The 21,335-nt window shown below is 70.3% G+C and carries 22 protein-coding genes; 1 reads left to right on the top strand and 21 read right to left on the bottom strand.

The window, feature by feature from the left end:
- Window positions 1-2: 2 nt before the first annotated feature.
- From VF584_26050 to VF584_25970, 17 genes are all read right to left on the bottom strand, one after another.
- A complete protein-coding gene (locus VF584_26050; GenBank protein ID HEX8213659.1) occupies window positions 3-488 on the bottom strand; it encodes a PTS sugar transporter subunit IIB in 486 nt (161 codons plus the stop codon).
- On the bottom strand, window positions 463-882 hold the full coding sequence (locus VF584_26045) for a hypothetical protein (GenBank protein ID HEX8213658.1): 420 nt from the start codon (window positions 880-882) through the stop codon (window positions 463-465). The genes VF584_26050 and VF584_26045 overlap by 26 nt, the downstream gene beginning before the upstream one ends.
- A complete protein-coding gene (hprK, locus tag VF584_26040) occupies window positions 875-1,825 on the bottom strand; it encodes an HPr(Ser) kinase/phosphatase (GenBank protein ID HEX8213657.1) in 951 nt (316 codons plus the stop codon). Before hprK ends, VF584_26045 begins: the two co-directional genes overlap by 8 nt.
- A gap of 419 nt (window positions 1,826-2,244) precedes the next feature.
- Window positions 2,245-3,342, bottom strand: coding sequence for a glycosyltransferase family 4 protein (locus tag VF584_26035; GenBank protein HEX8213656.1), 1,098 nt, complete (start codon window positions 3,340-3,342; stop codon window positions 2,245-2,247).
- Complete coding sequence (gene nusB / locus VF584_26030) at window positions 3,339-3,776, bottom strand: transcription antitermination factor NusB (protein ID HEX8213655.1); 438 nt, start codon at window positions 3,774-3,776, stop codon at window positions 3,339-3,341. Before nusB ends, VF584_26035 begins: the two co-directional genes overlap by 4 nt.
- Complete coding sequence (gene ribH, locus VF584_26025; protein HEX8213654.1) at window positions 3,769-4,251, bottom strand: 6,7-dimethyl-8-ribityllumazine synthase; 483 nt, start codon at window positions 4,249-4,251, stop codon at window positions 3,769-3,771. Before ribH ends, nusB begins: the two co-directional genes overlap by 8 nt.
- On the bottom strand, window positions 4,248-5,549 hold the full coding sequence (locus VF584_26020; protein ID HEX8213653.1) for a bifunctional 3,4-dihydroxy-2-butanone-4-phosphate synthase/GTP cyclohydrolase II: 1,302 nt from the start codon (window positions 5,547-5,549) through the stop codon (window positions 4,248-4,250). The genes ribH and VF584_26020 overlap by 4 nt, the downstream gene beginning before the upstream one ends.
- Before the next feature lie 83 nt (window positions 5,550-5,632).
- Window positions 5,633-6,295, bottom strand: a complete 663-nt coding sequence (locus VF584_26015) for a riboflavin synthase (protein ID HEX8213652.1) — start codon at window positions 6,293-6,295, stop codon at window positions 5,633-5,635.
- Window positions 6,296-6,305: 10 nt separating this feature from the next.
- On the bottom strand, window positions 6,306-7,385 hold the full coding sequence (gene ribD / locus VF584_26010) for a bifunctional diaminohydroxyphosphoribosylaminopyrimidine deaminase/5-amino-6-(5-phosphoribosylamino)uracil reductase RibD (GenBank protein ID HEX8213651.1): 1,080 nt from the start codon (window positions 7,383-7,385) through the stop codon (window positions 6,306-6,308).
- A gap of 4 nt (window positions 7,386-7,389) precedes the next feature.
- Window positions 7,390-8,448: a hypothetical protein gene (locus VF584_26005; GenBank protein HEX8213650.1), complete on the bottom strand. Its 1,059-nt coding sequence runs from the start codon at window positions 8,446-8,448 to the stop codon at window positions 7,390-7,392.
- Between the two features lie 10 nt (window positions 8,449-8,458).
- Window positions 8,459-9,499, bottom strand: a complete 1,041-nt coding sequence (gene purM / locus VF584_26000; protein ID HEX8213649.1) for a phosphoribosylformylglycinamidine cyclo-ligase — start codon at window positions 9,497-9,499, stop codon at window positions 8,459-8,461.
- Window positions 9,492-10,418 carry a PfkB family carbohydrate kinase gene (locus VF584_25995; GenBank protein ID HEX8213648.1) on the bottom strand — a complete coding sequence of 309 codons (927 nt, stop codon included), beginning with the start codon at window positions 10,416-10,418 and terminating at the stop codon, window positions 9,492-9,494. Before VF584_25995 ends, purM begins: the two co-directional genes overlap by 8 nt.
- Window positions 10,419-10,563: 145 nt before the next feature.
- Window positions 10,564-10,878: a zinc ribbon domain-containing protein gene (locus VF584_25990; GenBank protein ID HEX8213647.1), complete on the bottom strand. Its 315-nt coding sequence runs from the start codon at window positions 10,876-10,878 to the stop codon at window positions 10,564-10,566.
- A gap of 117 nt (window positions 10,879-10,995) precedes the next feature.
- Complete coding sequence (locus VF584_25985) at window positions 10,996-11,664, bottom strand: DUF3226 domain-containing protein (GenBank protein HEX8213646.1); 669 nt, start codon at window positions 11,662-11,664, stop codon at window positions 10,996-10,998.
- Window positions 11,664-12,758, bottom strand: coding sequence for an AAA family ATPase (locus VF584_25980; protein HEX8213645.1), 1,095 nt, complete (start codon window positions 12,756-12,758; stop codon window positions 11,664-11,666). The genes VF584_25985 and VF584_25980 overlap by 1 nt, the downstream gene beginning before the upstream one ends.
- An 11-nt stretch (window positions 12,759-12,769) precedes the next feature.
- Window positions 12,770-14,455: a methylmalonyl-CoA mutase family protein gene (locus VF584_25975; GenBank protein HEX8213644.1), complete on the bottom strand. Its 1,686-nt coding sequence runs from the start codon at window positions 14,453-14,455 to the stop codon at window positions 12,770-12,772.
- Window positions 14,456-14,567: 112 nt separating this feature from the next.
- Window positions 14,568-14,777: a hypothetical protein gene (locus VF584_25970; GenBank protein ID HEX8213643.1), complete on the bottom strand. Its 210-nt coding sequence runs from the start codon at window positions 14,775-14,777 to the stop codon at window positions 14,568-14,570.
- Between the two features lie 339 nt (window positions 14,778-15,116).
- Between VF584_25970 and VF584_25965 the strand changes: the two genes are divergently transcribed.
- Window positions 15,117-16,076, top strand: a complete 960-nt coding sequence (locus VF584_25965; protein ID HEX8213642.1) for a hypothetical protein — start codon at window positions 15,117-15,119, stop codon at window positions 16,074-16,076.
- A 19-nt stretch (window positions 16,077-16,095) separates the two neighbouring features.
- Here VF584_25965 and VF584_25960 read toward each other — a convergent pair whose 3' ends face one another.
- The 4 genes from VF584_25960 to VF584_25945 form a co-directional block, all read right to left on the bottom strand.
- Window positions 16,096-16,932: a prephenate dehydrogenase/arogenate dehydrogenase family protein gene (locus VF584_25960; GenBank protein ID HEX8213641.1), complete on the bottom strand. Its 837-nt coding sequence runs from the start codon at window positions 16,930-16,932 to the stop codon at window positions 16,096-16,098.
- Complete coding sequence (locus VF584_25955) at window positions 16,929-17,216, bottom strand: chorismate mutase (protein ID HEX8213640.1); 288 nt, start codon at window positions 17,214-17,216, stop codon at window positions 16,929-16,931. The genes VF584_25960 and VF584_25955 overlap by 4 nt, the downstream gene beginning before the upstream one ends.
- Complete coding sequence (gene aroF / locus VF584_25950; GenBank protein ID HEX8213639.1) at window positions 17,213-18,259, bottom strand: 3-deoxy-7-phosphoheptulonate synthase; 1,047 nt, start codon at window positions 18,257-18,259, stop codon at window positions 17,213-17,215. Before aroF ends, VF584_25955 begins: the two co-directional genes overlap by 4 nt.
- Before the next feature lie 548 nt (window positions 18,260-18,807).
- Window positions 18,808-21,303 (bottom strand): zinc-dependent metalloprotease, encoded by a 2,496-nt coding sequence (locus VF584_25945; GenBank protein HEX8213638.1) that lies wholly within the window; start codon window positions 21,301-21,303, stop codon window positions 18,808-18,810.
- Window positions 21,304-21,335: the final 32 nt, after the last annotated feature.

The following is a 21,335-nucleotide window of genomic DNA, read 5'->3' as shown; positions in this document are numbered from 1 at the left end:
CGTCACCCCTGCGCGTCCAGGTCTTTCAAATGCACCCGGTGCGAACCCGGCAGGTCGCGCGCGGACACCGCCACCCCGCCCGCCTCCATCTCGCGCAGGCTCGCCACCTCGTCCGCCGTCAGGTGCAGGTACGGGAGCACCCGCGTGCGCCCCTCGGCGTGGTGGATGCCGCCCAGGTTGACCTCCTCGCCGCGCAGCAGCCCGCTGTCCGCCAGCCGGCGCGCGGTGGCCACGTCGCGCACCAGGACGATGGTGCGCTTGGGACCGCCGCGCCACAGCTCGAACGCCTCCAGCGCCTGCGAAGACGAGACGAACTGCGCCTCCATCTCCGGCGGCATCCCCAGGCAGTACAGCTCCTGCTCCCAGGCGGATTCGGCGATGGCGTCGTCCACCACGACGATGCGGTCGGCGTGGAGGGGGCCGCCCCACCCCACCACCACCTGGCCGTGGATCAGCCGCTCGTCAACGCGAAACAGCACGATCGGCATGCGCCGCGCCTTCCCGGTGGGCGCCCGACACGCCCGTACGCCCCTTTTCCACCAGCCGCTCCACCAGCTCGCCCACGGGCATGGTGCGGTGGAAGACGAAGTCCAGCAGGATGGGGAGGTTCACCCCGGTGATGATCCCGGTGTCCGGCCGCTCCATCGCGATGCGGCGCGCGGCGAAGGCGCACGAGCCGCTCCCCAGGTCCGTGAAGACGAGCGCCGGCCCCTCGCCCATCGCCTCGCGCAGGCTCGCGGCGAGCGACTCCGGCCCGCAGCCGTCGTTGCTCACCGGTACGAGCGCGTCCTCGTCGGCGCCCGCGATCTGGCGGACGCACGCCACCATCCCCGCTGCGAGCGACGCGTGGCCCACCACCACGCCGCGCACGGGCTCACTCATAGTCTTCCTCCAGGTACTCCGGCAACCCCGCCATGTGGCGCTGCAGCCGTCGGTTGAAGAGCTCGGCGGTGTTGATTCCCGAGTATTTCAGAAGGTGGTTCATCGCCACCACTTCGCAGACAACGGTGATGTTCTTTCCCGGCACCAGCGGGATCTTGATGAGCGGCACGTCCACGCCCAGGATGTCCTGCACGCTCATGTCCAGCCCGGTGCGGTCGTACGCCGCGTTCTGGTCCCACACCTCGAGCTGCACCACGACTTCCACCCGCTTCTGCAGGCGGATGGCGCGCACCCCGAACAGCCTGCGGATGTCGATGATCCCGACTCCGCGGATCTCCATGTGGTGCCGCTGCAGCTCGTGCCCGCGCCCGATGAGCACCTCATGCCCGCGCCGCGACACCATCACCAGGTCGTCCGCCACCAGCCGGTGCCCGCGCTCCACCAGGTCCAGCACCGCCTCGCTCTTGCCGATGCCGCTGGCCCCCATGAAGAGGAGCCCCACTCCGTACACGTCCGCCAGCGAGCCGTGCAGCGTGGTGGTGGGGGCGAAGCGCTCTTCCAGGAACGGCTTGATGCGCGTGTAGAAGTCCGACGTCTTGAGCGCCGTGCGGATCACCGGCGTCCCCACGCGGTTGGCGATCTCCAGCAGCGGCTCCGGCGGCTCCTGCGACTTGGTGACGAAGACGACGGGGATGTCGAACGCCAGGAACGCCTCGATGGCGGCCCTCCTCCGCTCGTCGTCCAGCGACTCCAGGAACGAGATCTCGGTCTCCCCCAGCACCTGGATGCGGTCGGAGGGGAAGCGCTCGGAGTAGCCGGTGAGGACGAGTCCCGGGCTGCTGATCTCGGGGGTGTGGAGGGGGCGCATGAGCCCGCGCTCGTCGGTCAGCAGCTCCAGCGCGAGCGACTCCCGTTTGCTGCTCAGCAGGTCGTCTATGGTCAAAGACGCGCTCCGCGGCGGTTTGTTCGGCGTTTGCGACAGGATACAGCGCGGCGGCCCCGGGCACCATGGGCGTTGGGGGCATCCGCAGGAATCGGGCGAGGGGGGAATGGGGAATGGGGAATGGGGAATGGGGAATGGGCGAGGCGCGAGCGACGGCGCAGGGGCGGGCACGGGCAGCCACGTGGGGCGGCCCCAACCCGGTTCGGGTTTCAAGGCGGGCGCGGAGGTGGGGGCGAGGGTGGGCAGACACGCAGGTCGGCCCCTACCAATTCGCGTATGAGGGGCGAAGGTCGAGGTGGGGGAGAGGGTAGGTGCGATGAATCGCGCCCACCGGATCCGCGCGCTGCAAGCGCAGTTCTCCCCCTCCCCCGCCCTGCGCCCCCGCAGGCGGGGGAGGGGGCCGGGGGGAGGGGGCGCTGTTATCGGGTGAGGGCCTCCCTCAGATGCCCTTCCGTCCGCTCCGCCGCGCGGTCCCACGTAAACCCCTGCGCGAACTCCAGCGCCCCCGCGCCGAGCCGCGCCACCTCCGCGGGGTCTCGCACCAGGCGCGCGAGGGCGGCGGCGAGCGCGCCGATGTCGCCGTGCGGGTAGAGGAGGCCTGTGCGCCCGTGCACCACCGATTCGCGCAGCCCGGGCGAGTCGCTGGCGACCGAGGGGGTGCCGCAGGCGGCGGCCTCCATGTTGGTGATCCCCCACCCCTCCTTGGGCGAGGCCAGGACGTTGGCCCAGCAGCTCCGCAGCAGCTCGCGCTTCCGCTCCTCCGTCACGAAGCCGGCGAACTCCACCCGGTCCGCCAGCCCCAGCCGCTCCACCTCCGAGCGCAGGCGGGGCTCGTCGTCGCCGCGGCCGGCGATCACCAGGCGGGCCAGGGGGACGCGCGCCACCGCCTGAATCGCGTGGTCGATCCGCTTGTAGCGCTTGAGGCGGCCCACGTACAGGAACGTCGGCCGCAGCGTGCGTCCCACTGCCGGGTCCGGCGAGAAGAAGCGCACGTCCACGCCGTTGTGGATGATGCGCATCGTGTCGCGCGGCAGGCCGCGGGCGGCGAGGTCGTCGGCGGTGCTCTCGGAGACGGCCTGCACCGGGACGCCGCGGTAGACGCGGGCGATGGGGCGCTCCATCAGCCAGGTGGCCGCCGCGAAGGGGACCGATGCCTCGCGGAACGCCGTGGAGCCGAACAGGTGGTGGACGAGGAGGACGAGCGGGCGGCGCACCCACAGAGGCGTGTAGAGCGGCACCTTGTTGAGGTCCTCCACCACCACGTCCCATCCCTCGCGGGCGAGGTGGCGCAGGTAGTAGGGGCGCGCCGCCAGGGTGTACGAGTGCCGCCCGCCCACGCGGTGCACGTCGATCCCGTCGATGGTCTCGCGAGCGGGCGCGCCGCCGTACCCGGACGCGAGAAGCGACACGCGGTGACCACGTGCCGCCAGGCGTCCAAAGATCTCGTGGAGGTGCACCTCGGCCCCGCCGGCCTGCGGGTTGGTGCGGTCCTGCCAGTTGAGCACCAGCAGCTTCACCGGGGGGCGCTCCCCTCCTCCGGGGCCACGCGGCGCATCACCGCGTCCAGCACGCCGTTCACGAAGCGCGGGCTCTCGTGTGTCCCGTACTTCTCCGCCAGCATCACCATCTCGCGGATGGTGATGCGCGGCGCCACGTCGTCCACGAAGAGCATCTCCGCCACGCCCAGGCGCAGGATGTTGCGGTCGATCACGGAGAGGCGCCCCATCCGCCAGTTGGTGAGCGACTCCTCCACCAGCCCGTCCACCCGGCGGAGATTGGACGACACGAGCCGCACCAGCACCTCCGCGTACGGCCGGTTCTGGGCCGACACGTTGAGGGTGGAGAAGAGCTCCACCAGCACGCGCATCATCTCCTCGGGTATGGCGCCGCGGGCCTCCCAGGCGTACAGCGCCTGGAGCGCCCAGCCGCGTGCGCGGCTGCGGTTACGCACCGGCGTCCTCCGCGTCCAGGCGGGCGAAGAGGTCCGCCATCTCGATGGCCGCCGCCGCCGCGTCCCACCCCTTGTTCCCCGCCTTGGTGCCGGCCCGCTCGATCGCCTGCTCGATGGTGTCGGTGGTCAGCACGCCGTTGATCACCGGCATGCGGTGCTGCTGCGCGACGGCGCCGGTGCCGCTGGCCGCGTGCCCCGCCACGTAGTCGAAGTGGGGGGTGGCGCCGCGGATGACGCAGCCGAGGGCGATCAGGGCGTCGAACCGCCCCGTGCGCGCCAGCCGGTCCAGCGCGGAGGGGATCTCCCACGCGCCGGGGACCCACGCCACCTCGATGTCGTCGTCCGACGCGCCGTGCCTCACCAGGCAGTCGCGGGCGCCGGCCAGCAGCGGGCGCGTGATCAGCTCGTTGAAGCGGGCCACGACGATCCCGAACCGCCGCCCATCACCCCTGAGGTGCCCCTGATGCTCTTTCATGCCGGCTGTTCGTCCTGGCCGAGGATTGGTGGCTCCTCGCCCTCGTCGGGCGGGAGCTTCTCGCCCTCATCGGGCGGGAGCTCCCCGTCCTCCGTCGGCGGGAAGAGGTGGCCCATCTTGTCGCGCTTGGTGTTCAGGTAGTCCGCGTTGTGCGGGTTCGGCTTCACCTCCAGCGGCACCTGCTCCGCAACGGAGAGGCCGTAGCCGTCCAGCCCCACGATCTTCTTGGGGTTGTTGGTCAGGAAGCGCACCGACGTCAGCCCCACGTCCAGCAGGATCTGCGCGCCGATCCCGTAGTCGCGCAGGTCCGGGCGGAAGCCGAGCGCCTCGTTGGCCTCCACCGTGTCCAGCCCCTGGTCCTGCAGGTTGTAGGCGCGCAGCTTGTTCACCAGCCCGATCCCCCGCCCTTCCTGGCGCAGGTACACGATCACGCCGTGCCCCTCGCCGCTGATCTGCTGCATGGCTGCGTCCAGCTGCTCGCCGCAGTCGCAGCGCAGCGAGTGGAAGACGTCGCCGGTGAGGCACTCGGAGTGCATCCTCACCAGCGTCCCCGCCCTTCCCTCCACCTCGCCCTTGATCATGGCGACGTGCTCGTGCTGGTCCACGTCGTTGCGGTATGCGATCATCCGCCACTCACCCGAGGGCGTGGGGATGGTGGCCTCGGCGGCGCGGTGCACCAGCCGCTCGCGCTTCAGCCGGTACGCCACGATCTGCGCGACGGTGATGAACTTCATCCCGTGCCGTGCCGCGAACTCCTCCAGCTCGGGACGGCGCGCCATGCTGCCGTCCTCGTTCATGATCTCGCAGATCACCCCGCCCGGCGGGAGTCCCGCAAGCCGCGCCAAATCCACCGAAGCCTCGGTCTGCCCCACGCGCCGCAGCACGCCGCCGGCGCGGGCGCGCAGCGGAAAGACGTGTCCCGGGCGCCGCAGGTCGCTGGGCACGCTCGCCGGGTCCATGCACACCTGGATGGTCTTGGCGCGGTCGCTGGCGCTGATCCCCGTCGTCACCCCGAACTTGTGGGCCGCATCCACCGACACGGTGAAGGCCGTGGTGAGCGCCTCCGTGTTGTTGTCGGTCATCTGGCGGAGATCCAGCTCGTCCGCCCTTTCCGCCGTCAGCGCCAGGCAGATGAGGCCGCGCGCATGGGTGGCCATGAAGTTGATGATCTCGGGCGTCACCATCGTGGCCGCGCATACGAGGTCGCCCTCGTTCTCGCGGTCCTCGTCGTCCGCCACGATGACCATCTTGCCGTCGCGTATGTCCTGAATCGCGTCCTCGACGCGGGAAAAGCTCATTCGGATGCCTTGGAAAAACGGAAGTGCTAAGTGCTGGGTGCTAAGTGCTAAGCAACAGCGGTTTGCAGGTCAGGACTTAGCACTTAGGACTTAGCACTTTCCCCTTCGTAACCCCATGCGCGCCGCACGTTCGCCGCGGCCGCATCGCCGCCGGCGGGCGCGCCCAGCAGATGCCGTACGTACTTGCCGATCGTGTCGCCCTCCAGGTTCACCGCGTCGCCCACGCGCAGGTCGGCGAGGCTGGTGTGGTCCCAGGTGTGGGGGATGATCGACACCTGGCACACGCCCGGCGCGGGGACCTCGTTCACGGTCAGCGAGATGCCGTTGAGCGTGATGGAGCCGTGCAGCACCGTGACCGCCGCGACGGCCTCCGGAAGGGAGAAGTCGATCAGCACCAGCTCCCCGCGATGCTCGATGGAGGCGACGCGGCCGACGCCGTCCACGTGGCCCTGCACGATGTGGCCGCCCAGCCTCGCACCCAGCGCCATCGCACGCTCCAGGTTCACCCGGCGCCCGCGCGTGAAGCCGCCCAGCGTGGTGCGTCCGAGCGTCGTGCCCACGGCCTCCACGGTGAAGCCGCCGGGGCGGATCTCGGTGGCGGTCAGGCACACGCCGTCCACCGCGATGCTGTCGCCCAGCCGCATCCCCTCCAGAACCGTGCGGCAGGCGACGTGGAAGATGCGCCCGCCGCGGTCCTCGCGCACGTCGGCCAGGGTGCCGATCTCTTCGATGATGCCGGTGAACATCTTCCCCGTTTCAGCGGGCGAGTGTGATCAGCGTGTCCGCGCCGAAGCTCCGCGTGTCCAGCCGGCGCCAGCGGTGCGCGTCGACGATGGCGGCGTTCTCCAGCCCCGCGAACGCGCCGAGTCCGTTCGGGCCCAGGAAGAGCGGCGCGTAGAACAGGTATAGCCGGTCCACCACGCCCGCGCGCAGCATCTCGCTCGCCAGCGTCGCGCCGCCCTCCACGAACAGCGAGCCGATGCCCGCCTCGCGCAGCGCGCGCAACCCGTCGTGCACGTTGCCGGCGCGGAGCACCCGCACGCCCCGCGTCTCCAGTGCCGCGGCGTGCTCCGCGGGCGGCACGGTGCCGGCGACGACCATCACCGGCACCTCGCGCGCCGTCGTGACGAGCGCGCTCTCCAGCGGCAGGCGCAGGCCACGATCGAATACCACGCGCACCGGCGGCACCCGCGGCTCCAGCGCGCCGCGCACGGTGAGCTTCGGATCGTCCGCGAGCGCCGTGCCCGATCCCACGGCCACCGCGTCGAAGCCGGCGCGCAGGCGGTGCACCTCCGAGCGCGCTTCCTCTCCCGTGATCCACACCGAGCTTCCCGCGTGGTCCGCGATGCGGCCGTCCAGCGTCAGCGCCAGCTTCAGCGCCACGAACGGCCGCTCCGCGCCCGCCGGCGAATGCGCGTGGAAGAAGACGGCGTTCTGGTCCCGCGCCTCCTCCGCCAGTACCCCGCCGAGCACCTCCACCCCCGCTGCGCGCAGCACCTCGCCCCCGCCCGCCGCCTTTGGATTGGGATCCGACGCGGCGAAGACGACGCGGCGGACGCCTGCGGCGAGCAGGGCATCGGTGCAGGGCGGCGTCTTGCCGTGGTGGCTGCACGGCTCCAGCGTCACGAAAGCGGTGGCGCTCCGGGCCGCCTCGCCGGCGGCCCGGAGCGCCTCGACCTCCGCGTGGGGACGGCCGTACTCCGTGTGCCATCCCTCGCCCACCAGCTCGCCGTCGCGCACGATGACGGCGCCTACCAGCGGGTTCGGCGCCACGCGTCCCCATCCGCGCCCCGCCAGCTCCAGGGCCCGCGCCATCCAGCGGGCGTCGTCGCTCATCCGCTCAGAGCGACAGCCGCGCGCCGAGGCTGCCAAAGAACGTCCCCTGCTTCGGATCGAAGTCGCTCTGCGCGGGAAATCCGGCGATCGGGTCCTCCCCCTGCATCCACCCCGCTTCGGCCACGATGGAGCCGACCAGGAGGGTGAACGACCCGTTCAGGAAGGCGGACCAGCGGTCGTTGTCCACCGCGACGTCCTGGAAGCGGTAGATGGTCCGCGTTCCCGCGGCATCCATCGGCGACACTGGAGCGCGGAATCCGAAGTCGGCTTCGGTGTCGAACCGGTCGTACCCGACCCCCGCCGTCAGTCCGAGGCCCAACAGGCGTTTGCTGACCGCGCCACGCGCGCTGACGTTCGAGAGGCCGAAGTCCACCTCGCCGAGATCGCCGTCTCCCGTGCAGGTGGTGCTGTACTGCCAGGTGACGGTAGGAAGCTCGTCGCCCTCGCACACGTCGCCGAACTTCACGTCGCCCATCTTCCTGTACATCACCGACACCGAGACGCCGGGGGTGATGAACGACTCGCGCAGGAGCCCCACCCGCGCCCCCGCGCCCCACGAGAACGGGTTCTTTTCAAGACCTTCGACGCCGGCCAGCGACACGGGGAGCACCGTCGCGCTCCCCAGCAGGTCGATGGAACCGAAGCCGCCCACCATCGGCGCCAGGCTGACGCCGGGGAAGACACTGATCGACAGGTTGCCGCCGATCGCGGGTGCCGGGACGCTGAACTCGTCCAGCGCCGCAGCTCCCGTCGCCGAGCTCTCGCCGCGGATGTCCGGGAGGCGCGCCAGAACCACGTTCAGCCGCACCCCCGCGCTGACACGCGGCAGGAGCCCGAGCCGCACGCCGCCAGTGCTGGCGGTGCCCAGCGTCGGGTTGCCGCCCGCCATCAGCATGCCGATCTGCGGCTGCGCCGCGTCCACCGCCTGCGCCACCGATGCGCAGCGGCTCTGCAGCTCCGGCTCGCCGCTGAAATTGCCGCAGACGACGTCGATGTCGTTCTGAGCCGCCAGTGCCGGCGCGGCAAAGGCCACCGCCAGGGCGGCCGCGAGGGTGCGCTTCATCGTACCTCCATCACTCCAGTATCACGTTGCGTTCGCCGGGGACGATCTCCCCCGCGATCCAGGCCGTCTCGCCCGCCGCATTCAGCGCGCCGACTACCGCGTCGGCGTCCTCCGCTTCCGCGACGGCCACCATCCCGATCCCCATGTTGAAGGCGCGGAACATCTCCGCCCGCTCCACCCCGCCCTCACGCTGCAGCACGCGGAACGCCGCCGGCACCTCCCAAGACGAGGTGCGGATGTGCGCCGCCGTCCCCGCAGGCAGGATGCGCGGTACGTTGTCCGTGAGCCCGCCGCCCGTGATGTGCGCCAGTCCCCGCAGCACTCCGCGCTCCAGCAGCGGAGTCAGCGGCCGCAGGTAGGAGCGGTGCACGCGCAGCAGGACGTCGGCCACGCTCCCGTCTTCATCCGGAAACGCGTCGTCCGGCGACAACCCCATGCGGTCGAACAGGATGCGCCTCGCCAGCGAATAGCCGTTGGTATGCAGCCCATCGGACGCGAGCGCCACCACCACGTCGCCCGGACGGATCGCGCGGCCGTCCAGCACGCGGTCCTCCTCCACCACGCCCACGATGGTCCCGGCCAGGTCGTACTCGCCGGGGGAGTACATGTCCGGCATCTCCGCCGTCTCGCCGCCCAGCAGCGCGCACCCGTTCTCGCGGCACCCGCGCGCGACCCCGGAGACGAGCTCCTCAACCACGCCGGGCTCCAATCGCCCGACCCCCACGTAGTCGAGGAAGAAAAGCGGCCGTGCCCCCTGCACCAGGATGTCGTTGACGCAGTGGTTGACGAGGTCCTCGCCCACCGTGCCGTGGCGTCCGGTTGTGAAGGCGACCTTGAGCTTCGTCCCCACCCCGTCCGTGCTGGCCACCAGCACCGGCCGCCGCACGTCCGCCGGCACCCGAAAGAGGCCGCCGAACGACCCCAGCTCCGAGAGCGTGTCCGCCGTGGCGGTGGAGCGCACGAGCGCCGCCACCCCCTTCATGGCGTGCGCCGCCGCGTCGATGTCGACGCCGGCGGCGCGGTACGACAGCCCCGGGGCGGTGTCAGACACCCGCGGGCACCGGGAGGTCGAACACCGTCATGTCGCGGAAGGACCGCGCGCGCTCCTCGATCTCGTCCATGGTGAGATCCTTGAAGCGCTCCACCGAGAACTTCTCCACCGCGAACGAGCCCAGCACCGAGCCGTAGATCACCGCGCGGCGCAGGTCCGCGTCGTCCAGCGTGGTGCCGCATCGCGCCAGGTGCCCCATGAAGCCGCCCGCGAAGGCGTCGCCGGCGCCGGTGGGGTCGAACACCTCTTCCAGCGGGTAGCCCGGGGCGAAGAAGACGCCGTTCGGGGTGAAGAGGATCGCCCCGTGCTCGCCCTTTTTGATGATCAGGTAGCGCGGCCCGCGGTCCATGATCCACTTGGCCGCCCGCGCCAGGTTGAAGTCGCCGGAGAGCTGCCGCGCCTCGCCGTCGTTCACCAGCAGCAGGTCGACGCGCTTGAGCAGGTCCAGCAGGCGGTCGCGCTTGATGTCGATCCACAGGTTCATGGTGTCGCACGCCACGAAGCGCGGGCGCCGCACCTGGTCCAGCACGTTGATCTGCAGCTCGGGGTCGATGTTCCCCAGGAACACCAGCTCCGTGTCGCGGAACCCCTCGGGGATCTTGGGCGCGAAGTCGGCGAACACCCCCAGCCGCGTCTCCAGCGTCTCGCGCGAGCTGAGGTCGAACGTGTACACACCCGACCAGCGGAAGCTCTCGCCCTGGGCGTGCTCCACCCCGGCGAGGTCCACCCCGCGCTCCTCCAGGAAGCGGAGCGCGTCCACCGGGTAGTCGTCGCCGACGACCCCCACCAGCTGCACGGGGGAAAAGAGCGACGACGCGGCCGAGAAGAAGGTGGCCGAGCCGCCCAGCGCGTCTTCCGCGCGGCCGAAGGGCGTCTCCACGGTGTCCAGTGCGACGCTTCCTACGACGAGAAGGGACATGGGCTCAGGGGTCCGGTTGGGTTTCGTTGGAGCGGCGCGCCTGCGCGGCCGCTTCGGTTCTGTTGTCTACGGGCGTGGCGCGATGGGCGCGCACGGGCGCCGGGCGCGGCGCTCCGCACCCGGCCCGGCGCCACGCGGGCTTCGCCTACTCGCTCTTGGGCGCGGGCTTGGACTCGGCCGCCGGCTTCGACTCGCTGCCGCCCTTGGATTCGCCGCCCTTGGACTCCCCGCCCGAGGACGAGCCGCCCTTGTCCGCGTCCGCCGCCTTCTTGTAGCTCTCGCCGCGGTAATCCGTGATGTAGAAGCCGCTCCCCTTGAAGAGGAGCCCCGCCCCGCCGGAAAGCCGCCGCTCGGCCGCCGTTCCGCACTCCGGGCAGTCGGCCACCGGCTCGTCGGACATCTTCTGGAACTTCTCGAAGTCGTTGCCGCACTGCGGGCAGCGATAATCGTACGTTGGCATATGCCGCTATCGACCTGCTCGGATGGACGGACCCCGTTGCGGAGCCCCGGCAAAACGCGCGTAAGGTAAACCGTCGCACCCTGCCCGGCAACCGAAGCCAGCCACCAGTGAAGCGTTTCAGCCCGCGCTATCGACCTCAGCCTCATCCACCATCAGCCGCCGCAGCCACGCGACGAAGCTCTGAGCCGCGGGGGCATGTGCGTCGAGGTCCCCCTTTCCGATCGCCTGCCCCATCGGCGAGCCGGGCTGTTCCTGCCACGCCAGCCAAGTGTGCATGTGCGCCTTCGACCGGCGGCCCGCGGGGAAGCGCCGATCCTGCTCCGGAATCGCGTCCACCGCTTCGCCGGCTCGTTTCCAGAGCACGTCATCTCGCGGTACAAGCGCCGAAGCGAAGTCCTCCAGCGCCCCGGGAGCGCCGTTGTCGGGCATGATCCACGCGCCGAACAGCGGACGGTGAGGAGGGGCGGGTACGATCATACCACCAAGAAGCAATCGCTCGGGGATCTCCGCGTACCCATATTCGCTGAGTGTACGGCGAATCGAATCCCATCGAGCCTGCGCGTTCCCGTTCGCGTCCACCACGATGCCAAATCGCTCTGCGCCTGGTGCTTTCAACCGAGTAAAGAATGTGTCGAGAATCTCATTTACCCCGTTCTTCGGCTCCACCTTGCAGATTCCCTGGGGCACCTCATGCGCCGCGCACAAACTATTAGCCACCGCGCTGTCGTCCTTGCCCTCCACCCAGAGCAAGTTCGTCGTGCGGGTGACACCTGTACGCGAGGACATCAGCGGACTTCAACCTGCTGATCCGCAGCGACAGCGACCTCTTCTTCGGTGTAGCGCTCGGCGTAGATCTCGCCGCTCGTCTCGCGTTCTAGGCGGTAGAGCAGTCCCTCGTCACTGCTCTGATTCGCTGCTGCCTGAAATCCAACAACGGCGTCCCAACTGTGAGTGGTCGCGAACACCTGCAGGTCAAGCTGCCGGGCGAAGGCAAAGACCATCTTCCAAACGGCTTCTTGAACCGTGTGATGAAGCCCGTTCTCGATTTCGTCAACAAGCAACACGCCATCCCGCGCCTGCACACATGCCAGAGCAAGGGCGAATACCCGGTTTGTCCCATCGCCCATACTCGAGAGCGGCACCGCTCGGCGTGTTCCCGCGAGTTGCATCGCAACCGACCTCCCCGCGTTCGTTGACTCACCGATGAGGTAAATTCGCTCCAGTTCTGGCAAAATTGTACGGAGTGCTTCTTCGACGTCTGACGCGTGCCCAGATGCCGCGGCTTCATCCCACATACGGTTCACGCTCGCTGCGTCGAGACCCTGCACGGGAACCAACGCTGTGCTACGCCGCGTTCCTGGCACGGGCACGCTGAAGCCACGCAGCATTCGACCCACTGTCAGCGTATTTCCCGCGCTGCCCTTAGCAACTCGCAGAAGTGGCGAGTCAAACTCAAGGTAAATCTCAAGATCCGCCGACTCCTCCAAAAACTCGGGTGTAGCCCACGGCAATTCAATCGTGAGGGGGTTGCCCTCTCTCGTCGTCGGACCTAGACGGATTGGGTGACACATGCTGCCCGTGAAATTGCCATGAAATAGAGATCGGGCCCCTTCAACAGCGGCATAAACCTGTTCAGCATTCACGTCGGCGCCCTGCACTGTCGAAAAGCGCGGACGAAATCCCGCTCGGTCGCGAAGCGTTCGGAGGAGCACCGACACAGGGGATTGCGTCCCGTAAAGCTGAACAGCTTCCAGCAGTGACGTCTTGCCGGTGTTATTAAGCCCTACAAATAGATTCACCCGCTCTAACTGAGGCAGTCGGAGGTGGCGAATTGCCCGATATCCTTCCACCTCGAAGCTGCGAAGGTGAGCGTGTTCCATCCGCGGCGTGCTCATGCCGGCCTGTGCACGCCCCACTCGGCGCGCAGCGCGTCGCTGATCTCGCCGAGGGTGACCATGGCTTTGACGGCGTCGATGATGTGGGGCATCAAGTTGTCGGTGCCGCGGGCGGCGGCGCGGATGGCTTCCAGGCGCGCGCGTACCTCGCCGTCGTCGCGCGACGACTTGAGCTCGGCGAGCTGGCGCTGCTGGCCGTGTTCCAGGGCGGTGAAGTCGGGTTGGGCCAGGTCCACCGGATCGCCCTCGGCGGCCTGGAAGCGGTTGACGCCCACGATGACGCGGTCGCCGCGCTCCACGGCGATCTGGTGCTCGTAGGCGGCGCGGTGAATCTCCTCCTGCATGTAGTCGATGGCGGAGGCCGCGCCGCCCATCTCCTCGATCTTGTCCAGGTACTCGCGCGCCTTCGCCTCCACGGCGTCGGTCATCGACTCCACGAAGTACGAGCCGGCGAGCGGGTCCACCGTGTCCGCGGCGCCGCTCTCGAAGGCGAGCACCTGCTGCGTACGCAGCGCCAGCGTGGCGGCCTGCGCAGTGGGGAGGGAGAGCGCCTCGTCGTATCCGTTGGTGTGCAGCGACTGCGTGCCGCCCAGCAGCGCGGCGAGTGCCTGCACCGTTACGCGCACCACGTTGTTGAGCGGCTGCTGCGCCTGCAGCGTCACTCCGCCCGTCTGCGTGTGGAAGCGGAGCTTTGCCGCCTCGTCGGAAGCGCCGAAGCGCTCGCGCATCAGCCGCGCCCACAGGCGGCGGGCGGCGCGGAACTTGGCGACTTCCTCGAACAGGTCATTGTGCGAGGCGAAGAAGAAGGAGAGGCGCGGCGCGAAGCTGTTGACGTCCAGCCCCGCCGCCTGCGCGCGGCGCACGTACTCCAGGCCGTCCGCGAAGGTGAAGGCGATCTCCTGCGCGGCGGTCGAGCCCGCCTCGCGGATGTGGTAGCCGCTGATGGAGATGGTGTTCCACTTCGGCACCTCCGCGTTGCAGAACGCAAAGATGTCCGTGATCAGGCGCAGCGACGGCTCCACGGGAAAGACGTAGGTGCCGCGCGCGATGTACTCCTTGAGGATGTCGTTCTGAATCGTCCCCGAAATTTTGTTGCGCGGGATGCCGCGCTCGTCCGCCACCGCGATGTAGAAGGCGAGGAGGATGGATGCCGTGGCGTTGATCGTCATCGAGGTCGAAACGCGGTCCAGCGGGATGTCCGCCAGCAGCTTGCGCATGTCGGCCAGCGAGTCGATCGCCACGCCCACGCGGCCGACTTCGCCGGCGGCCATCGAGTGGTCGGAGTCGTACCCCATCTGCGTGGGGAGGTCGAAGGCGGTGGAGAGCCCCGTCTGCCCCGCTGCCAGGAGGAGCTTGAAGCGCTCGTTGGTCTCCTCCGCCGTCCCGAAGCCGGCGTACTGGCGCATCGTCCAGAAGCGCCCGCGGTACATGGTCGGCTGGATGCCGCGGGTGAAGGGGAACTCACCCGGATAGCCGAGGTCGCGGTCGTAGTCGAGCCCGGCGGTGTCCTCGGGGGTGTAGAGGCGGTCCACCTCCACACCGCTGGTCGATTCGAAGCGCTCGCGGCGCTCGGCGTGCCTGGCGAGCGCGGGGGTGACGGCGCGCTCCGTCCACGACGCCTTGCCGCCGTCCGGGGTCCCGGAGTCTTCGCCCAGGTTGGTGACCGCCAGTGTATCGCTCATCTCGGGAAGCCGCGTAGGTCTCGAACGCCGCGGGCACCGCGCCCGCCTCAGGATCTGCACGGGCAAAGATAACGCCCACAGGCGGATATGCTACCCGTGGGCGTCGTCGTCGCTACAGACCGTCCAGGAGGCCGAAGAGGAACTCGAGGATGCTGCCGATCACCTCGAACACGGCTCCCGCCGCATCGCCGCCCGCCTCGATCAGCGAGACCGCGCCCTCGAACGCACCTCCCGCGGCGTCTGGGATCGCGGCGATCGGGTCGCCCAGCTCCAATCCCCCGCCGGCGTCCGCACCGCTGAGGTCGATGTGAGGATGTCCCACCCGCCCCCGCCGTGCGACTGCTGAGTCGCCGCGGCCGGGAGCTGCGACTTCCAGATGGCGCGAAGCTAGTGCGATCGCCGCGCCGATTCTGAAGGGTGTCGGTGGCACGTCATACGGAGAGAATACGGTGAGGCGGGCGCCGGTTCCATTCGAGGAGATGGGAATGGATTCTGCCGCCGATGCCGAAGCGCAGGACTCGTCCCGATTGGACCCCCTTCGGTTGACCGGTCCGCCACGGGGTCGCATCATAGCGGCACCCGAGAACGTCCGCACAAACATGTATGCGAGTGGGCCGTTCCGACTCCGCACGCACCCGATCCCCACGAACCCGCTCACCCAATGCCCACCCTGGTCCGTACCCTCTTCGTGGCGGTCGCTCTCCTGGGCGTACCCGCCGCAGCGCAGGCGCCGCAGGTGGTCCGCCGCACCCCGGGCGATTCGGTGGCCAACACTTACCGCGTGTACGCCGCTACCGGAACGCCTCGCGCGCTGCTCGTGCTTCTGCCGGGGTTGGGCGACGACGTGAATGCCTTCGAGCCGTCGTCGCCCTCCACCCCGTCCACCCTCCCGGCCCGGCTCGCGAGCCGCGGAGTCGTCACCATCACGGCGCTCCCGCACCCCGAGACGCTATTCGAGACGGACGCCATGGTGGTGCGCCTGGACTCCATGGTCGCGGAGGTGCTCCAGCGCTACCGCATCCCGCGGGAGCGCGTGGCGATCGGCGGGTTCTCGGCGGGAGGGACCGGCGCTGTGCGGTACGCGCAGCACTGCGCCCAGGACAGGTGCCGCGGGGCGAGCCGCGTGGCCGCCGTGTTCGCCGTCGATCCGCCCCTCGACTGGGAGCGCGTGTACCGCAGCTCGGACGTCATCCTCCGCCGCAACGCCCCGCGCAGCAACATCCAGGAAGAGCGGATGCTGGTGAACACGATTCGCCGCGCCATGGGCGGCACCCCGGACCAGAGGCGGTCCGCGTACCTGCGGCACTCGCCGGTGATCGCATCGGCCGTGGACGGCGGGAATGCGCGGCACCTGGCCTCCACGGCGGTGCGCATCTACACCGAGCCCGACGTGCACTGGTGGATGCAGGAGCGCAACCTGGACTTCCACGGGATGAACTCCGTGGACCACGCGGCGCTCATAAACCTCCTCAGAGTGCGCGGGAACACGCGCGCCGAGCTGATCACCACCACGGGAAAAGGCTTTCGTCCCGACGGCCGGCGCCACCCGCACTCCTGGTCCATCGTGGACGAGGAGGAGCTGATCCGGTGGCTGGCACCGCTCCTGGCGCTGGCCCCCTGATCCGCGACCCATCGTGCTCCTACCGCTCGTCCTCGCGAAACCAGCGGTTCCCTTCCTCGAAGAAGCTCCTGAGCCGCTCGGCGTCCCCCGCGTCGAGCGCATCCCGCAACCCAGCCAGCCGCTCCTGCATCGCACCGACCGACGCGGACAGGTGGCGCGCGTTGTCCGCCGCGATCGCCGCCCACATCTCCGGCGAGCTCCCCGCCAGGCGCGTCATGTCCCGCGCGCCGGGCCCGAGATCGCCGCGCCCTAATCGCTCGTGCGCCAGCAGCGAGCCGAGCGCGGTGGCGAGCGCCTGCGGAAGGTGGCTGACGGCGGCCATGCGCCGGTCGTGCTCCGCCGCATCCATAACCTCCGTGTGCGCGCCGAGTGAAGTCCAGAGCGCGCGTGCCCGTTCGAGCGCTTCGAGTGTCGTGCGCGTGGTGGGTGTGAGGAAGACCCGCGCACCCCGGAACAGCCCCGTCCGCGACGCGCTCCACCCGGAGCGGTGGTCCCCCGCGAGCGGGTGCGAGCCGACGAACTGCTCGCCGAGCGCTACCTCTTCGGCGGCGCGGGCGATCGATTCCTTGGTGCTCCCCACATCCGTCAACAGCGCGGTGGAGAGCACGCGGAGCTTTCGCAGCACGTCCGCCGCGGCGGTGACGGGGACGGCGACCATGACGAGATCGACGGCCTCGGTGCCCTCCAGCCTCGACCCAAGCACCTCGTGGATGCCGCCATCGCGCAGCGCGTCGCGCACCGTGGCCGGATCGCGGTCGTAGCCGAGCACGCGCACCCCGCGCTCGACCAAATCGCGCGCCACGGACCCGCCGATGAGCCCAAGGCCAATGACCGCGGCCGAACGAACGCCGGTCATCCCTGCTCCAGCTGCGCCCGGCGCGACATGCCGATCAGGTGCCAGAAGAGGTAGCGCGTGTCCTCGTCGGGGAGCCCGGCTTCGCGCGCCAGCTCGCCGGCGCGACGGACGACGAACGCCTCGCGGCGCGGGTCGAGGGTGGGGAGGCCGAGCACCTTCTTGGCCGCTCCGATGAGCCCCGCTAGCGCCACCCGCTCCGCGATCTGCGCCACGATGGCGCGGTCGACGCGCTCGATCTCGCTGCGCAGCCGGTCGAGCTCGGCCGCGGCCTGCTCCTCGGTCACGCGCCCACCTCCACGGGCAGGGGCAGCTCCCGCCCGGATGCCTCCGCGAAGCGCTGCAGGTCCGTCATCAGCCGCGCGAAGGCGTCATGGGTAAGTGACTGATCGCCATCGGAGAGCGCCGTCTCGGGCGAGGGGTGAACCTCCACGATCAGCCCGTCCGCGCCCGCGGCGATCGCGGCGAAGGCGAGCGGCGCGACCAGGTCGGCGCGGCCGCCCGCGTGGCTCGGGTCCACCAGCACGGGCAGGTGCGTCTCGCGCTTGAGCACGGGGATGGCGGCGACGTCCAGCGTGTTGCGCGTGGACGGCTCAAAGGTGCGGATGCCGCGCTCGCACAGAATGACGTCGCGGTTCCCCTGCGCCATCACGTACTCGGCCGCCATCAGCAGCTCCTCCACCGTGGCGGAAAGGCCGCGCTTGAGGAGCACGGGGCGCTGCACGCGGCCAACCTCGGAGAGGAGCGCGAAGTTCTGCATGTTGCGCGCGCCGATCTGCAGGACGTCCGCGTGCTCGGCCACCATCTCCACCTGGCGCGTGTCCATCACCTCGGTGACCACCGGAAGTCCCGTCTCGGCGCGCACCTCCACGAGCATGCGCAGCGCCGCCTCGCCGAGCCCCTGGAAGGCGTACGGCGAGCTGCGCGGCTTGAACGCGCCCCCGCGCAGCATCGTCGCCCCGGCATCGCGGACGGCGCGCGCGGTGGCGTGGAGCATGTCGCGCCCCTCCACCGAGCAGGGCCCGGCGATCACGGCCAGCCTGCGCCCCCCCACCGCCGCGTCCGCGTGCTCGCCGATGCGCACCACCGTCGGCGCCGCCGCGAACTCGCTGGACACGAGCTTGTACTTCTTGAGCACGGGCGTCACCGACTCCACGCCCGGCATGCTCAGCAGCGCGGCCCCCTGCAGCAGCGACTCGTCGCCGATGCAGCCGATGATGGTGCGCTGCTCGCCGCGCGAGACGTGGGTGCGCAGCCCCAGCTCCTCGATGCGCTCGCGGATGTGGTCCAGCTCTGCATCGGTGACGTTGGGGCGGGTGACGATGATCATGGTGTCCTTTGCGGGATGAATGGGTGCCGGCCCAAAACGAAAAAGGCCCCCGATCTCTCGGGAGCCTCTCAGCGCTTCGGTCGGACGGTGGCTGCGTTCAGCCGCGCACGACGAGAGCCGGTCTCCCCAGTAGGAGGCCGGCGTAATAGTACGAGCGGGCGGCGGCGAAGTGCGTCATGGGTTGGAATATGATGCGGGGGGTGGGTGGGCACAAGGGGCCCTCACCCCCGCTCGTTCCTCGCTGCCCCCTCTCCCGATAACAGGAGAGGCTGCGCCTCTGTTATCGAGAGAGGGGGCGTGGGTCGGCGCGGATGCGCCCGTGCCCGGCGCCGCTCCGACCTCCGCCCGCCGCCGCCCCGACGCCTTCCCCCCACGCCGACTTCCGCCCCGTACACCCGCCCTGGTAGGGGCCGCCCCACGTGGCTGCCCGTGCCCGCCCCCGCGAGGCCTCCGTGCCGCCCCGCACCAACGCACGCAAACCGCCCCTCCCCCAGGTAGTTTTTGGGGGAGGGGCAGCGAGGTGACGAGCGGGGAGGGGGCCCGTCCCCTCACGGGCTCCCGATCGGCGTCCCCGGCGGCAGCGGCAAGGGCTGCGTGGGCTCGGTGGGCGGCGCGGTGCGCTCCAGGTAGCGGCGGATCTCGCGGGCGGCGTGCTCGTCGTGGGCGCGCTGGGCCACGTCGGCGGCGCGGCGGGCGCGGAGGCGGTCGGCCAGGCGCGCCAGGTGAAGCTCGGCCGATGCGCGCGCCTGCGGCACCGCCATCCGGTCGGACGCGAGCGCGATCAGCCGGTCGAGCACCGCACGTTGGGCCACGCGCCGCAGGGCGGCATCGCGCGGGTTCGATGATGCCGGCGCGCCCCAGGTGCCGTCCACCAGCCGCCCGATCACCTCGTCCAGCGACGGCGCCGCGGGGTTGCGGGCGTGGAACGAAACCAGCCGCGCCGCGCGCTCGCGGTGCAGCACCCCGTTGACGATGCTCGTCGCGAGCCCCTGCGCCGCCGTCAGCGGATCGAACGCGCCCCCGGCCGGCGACGCGAACGACTGCGCGTTCCCCGAGTACCCGAACGGAGGCGGCGGGATCAGCGCCGCGACGCGCTCCGGAATCGCCAGCTCCTCCGGCTGCATCGCGCGGACGAGGAGATCCAGCGCGCGCCGCTGCTCCGCCGGGTCGTGGATGGTGGCCGGCACCTGCGCATCGCCGGCCAACGCAAAGGTGTACTCCAGGCCGCCGATCGCCTTGATGGCGGCCTCAAGCGCGTAGCGGTGGTGCAGGTAGACGGGCGCCAGCCGCTGGCTCAGGAGGTACATCGGCTCGCCGGGGCGGATGGCGGCGGTGTTGAAGCGGTCCATGAGGAAGCGCCGCACCTCCATCGTCCGCTGCAGCTCCGCGATGCGGTCGGGACCGTTGGCCCAGCGGGTGACCCCGGGCATCATCCCCGCCTCGTCCGCGTCGCGGTCACCCATGAAGCGCAGGCCGCGCCGCATCCCCTCCGCCATAATGTCGCGCAGCCCGCGCGCCTCCGCCTCAGACGTGGCGAACGGCGTGTAGGCGTAGCGGATGGCGAGCGAGTCGTACGCACCCGGCCCGGCGCGGTACGCGCGCGACAGGTCGATGCGGCCGTTGCGCAGCTCGATCAGCGGCCCCGGATAGTCCATCACCGACGCGCGCCCGTAGGTGGAGGCGGTGAAGTTGTGCGCCAGCCCCAGCGTGTGCCCGATCTCGTGCGCCACGTGCTGCCTGCGCCGCGCCATCGCGAACGCCTCTCCATCGTCCCCGCCCAGGGTCGCAACCCAGTCGCCCACCGGTTCCACCACCGTCGGCAGGGTGCCGGCGAAGATGTTGTAGTCGGTCAGCGAGCGGTACGAGTCCATGCGTACGGCGGCCTTGATGATCTCGCCGGTGCGCGGGTCGGTGAAGGAGGGGCCGATGGAGAAGCCCGGATCGGTGCGGTGCACCCACTGCACCACCGAGTAGCGCGCGTCCATCGGGTCCGCGCCCTCGGGGAGGTCCAGCACCTGGAAGGCGTTGATGAACCCGGCGGCCTCGAACACCCGGTTCCACCAGCTCGCGCCCTCGCGGAACGCGGTGCGGTACGGCTCGGGGATGCCGGGATCGAGGTAGTACACGATCGGCCGCACCGCCTCCGACCTCGCGGCGGACGGATCCTTTTTCTCCAGCCGCCACCTCGTGATCCACCGCTGCTGGAAGGCGCGGTCGAGGGGCTGGCTGAAGTCGAAGAAGGTGAGCGGGAAGAAGCCGATGCGCGGGTCGAAGGCGCGCGGACGGTAGCCGGGCGGTGGGAGCTCCACGAACGAGTGGTGCTGCCGCAGCGAGAGCGAACGCCCGTCGGGCGTGTGGCGGACGATCTCGGGCCCCGGGTTGTCGCTGGCCCAGGTGAGGAGCGACTCGACCTCGGTGTTCGTCGGGAAGGACTTCGTGCGCGGCAGATAGATCGTGCTGCGCTCGCGGTCCGCCCTGAACTCGCCCTGCCCCGCGCGACGGATCTGCCCCGCCACCCCGAACGCGTCCTGGAGGAAGAAGTCGGTCGCATCGATCAGGATGCGCCCGCCCTCCTCCGCCACCACGGCGAACGCGCCGCGCACCGAGGTGGGAAACGACTCCGCCACCGCCCTCTGCTCCGCATCACTCCCGCCGACCGCTCGGAAGCCGGTGTTCTGCTCCACCAGGAGGAGCTTCGGCCCGTGCCTCTCGAAGCGCACTACCACGCCGTCACCGATCGTCCCGCGGTCCAGCCCCAGCGCGTTCGACCCGATCCCCGTCGCGAGCGAGTTGAGGTAGAGGAAGTCCTCCCCCACGCGCCGCACCTCCAGCATCAGCTTCCCCGTCTTCGCGTCCGTGTACAGGGGGAAGTAGCCGTCCTGGCGCGCCATCCCCGCCACGCGCTGCGCAAACGAGCGCTGGGTGGGCTCGCCGGGAGCGGGTCCCGTGGCCGGGCGTGCGGCGGGAGACGCGCACGCGGCGAGAGCGCACGCCGCGGCGACGGCGGCGCACCGGAGCGCGGGTACGAAGATGGATGCGTTCATGCGGACCAGGCGGAGGAGAAGGCGAACGGAGT

This window comes from Longimicrobium sp., from assembly GCA_036389135.1.
Taxonomy (GTDB): Bacteria; Gemmatimonadota; Gemmatimonadetes; order Longimicrobiales; family Longimicrobiaceae; genus Longimicrobium.
Note: the sequence above shows the minus strand (reverse complement) of the source record. Positions and strands in the feature narration are given on the sequence as shown.

Coding starts and splice junctions, on each gene's coding strand:
- VF584_26050 (HEX8213659.1), bottom strand. CDS start 488: ATGCCGATCGTGCTGTTTCGCGTTGACGAGCGGCTGATCCACGGCCAG.
- VF584_26045 (HEX8213658.1), bottom strand. CDS start 882: ATGAGTGAGCCCGTGCGCGGCGTGGTGGTGGGCCACGCGTCGCTCGCA.
- ribH (HEX8213654.1), bottom strand. CDS start 4,251: ATGAAAGAGCATCAGGGGCACCTCAGGGGTGATGGGCGGCGGTTCGGG.
- VF584_26020 (HEX8213653.1), bottom strand. CDS start 5,549: ATGAGCTTTTCCCGCGTCGAGGACGCGATTCAGGACATACGCGACGGC.
- VF584_26015 (HEX8213652.1), bottom strand. CDS start 6,295: ATGTTCACCGGCATCATCGAAGAGATCGGCACCCTGGCCGACGTGCGC.
- ribD (HEX8213651.1), bottom strand. CDS start 7,385: ATGAGCGACGACGCCCGCTGGATGGCGCGGGCCCTGGAGCTGGCGGGG.
- VF584_26005 (HEX8213650.1), bottom strand. CDS start 8,448: ATGAAGCGCACCCTCGCGGCCGCCCTGGCGGTGGCCTTTGCCGCGCCG.
- VF584_25995 (HEX8213648.1), bottom strand. CDS start 10,418: ATGTCCCTTCTCGTCGTAGGAAGCGTCGCACTGGACACCGTGGAGACG.
- VF584_25990 (HEX8213647.1), bottom strand. CDS start 10,878: ATGCCAACGTACGATTATCGCTGCCCGCAGTGCGGCAACGACTTCGAG.
- VF584_25985 (HEX8213646.1), bottom strand. CDS start 11,664: ATGTCCTCGCGTACAGGTGTCACCCGCACGACGAACTTGCTCTGGGTG.
- VF584_25980 (HEX8213645.1), bottom strand. CDS start 12,758: ATGGAACACGCTCACCTTCGCAGCTTCGAGGTGGAAGGATATCGGGCA.
- VF584_25975 (HEX8213644.1), bottom strand. CDS start 14,455: ATGAGCGATACACTGGCGGTCACCAACCTGGGCGAAGACTCCGGGACC.
- VF584_25965 (HEX8213642.1), top strand. CDS start 15,117: ATGCCCACCCTGGTCCGTACCCTCTTCGTGGCGGTCGCTCTCCTGGGC.
- VF584_25960 (HEX8213641.1), bottom strand. CDS start 16,932: ATGACCGGCGTTCGTTCGGCCGCGGTCATTGGCCTTGGGCTCATCGGC.
- aroF (HEX8213639.1), bottom strand. CDS start 18,259: ATGATCATCGTCACCCGCCCCAACGTCACCGATGCAGAGCTGGACCAC.
- VF584_25945 (HEX8213638.1), bottom strand. CDS start 21,303: ATGAACGCATCCATCTTCGTACCCGCGCTCCGGTGCGCCGCCGTCGCC.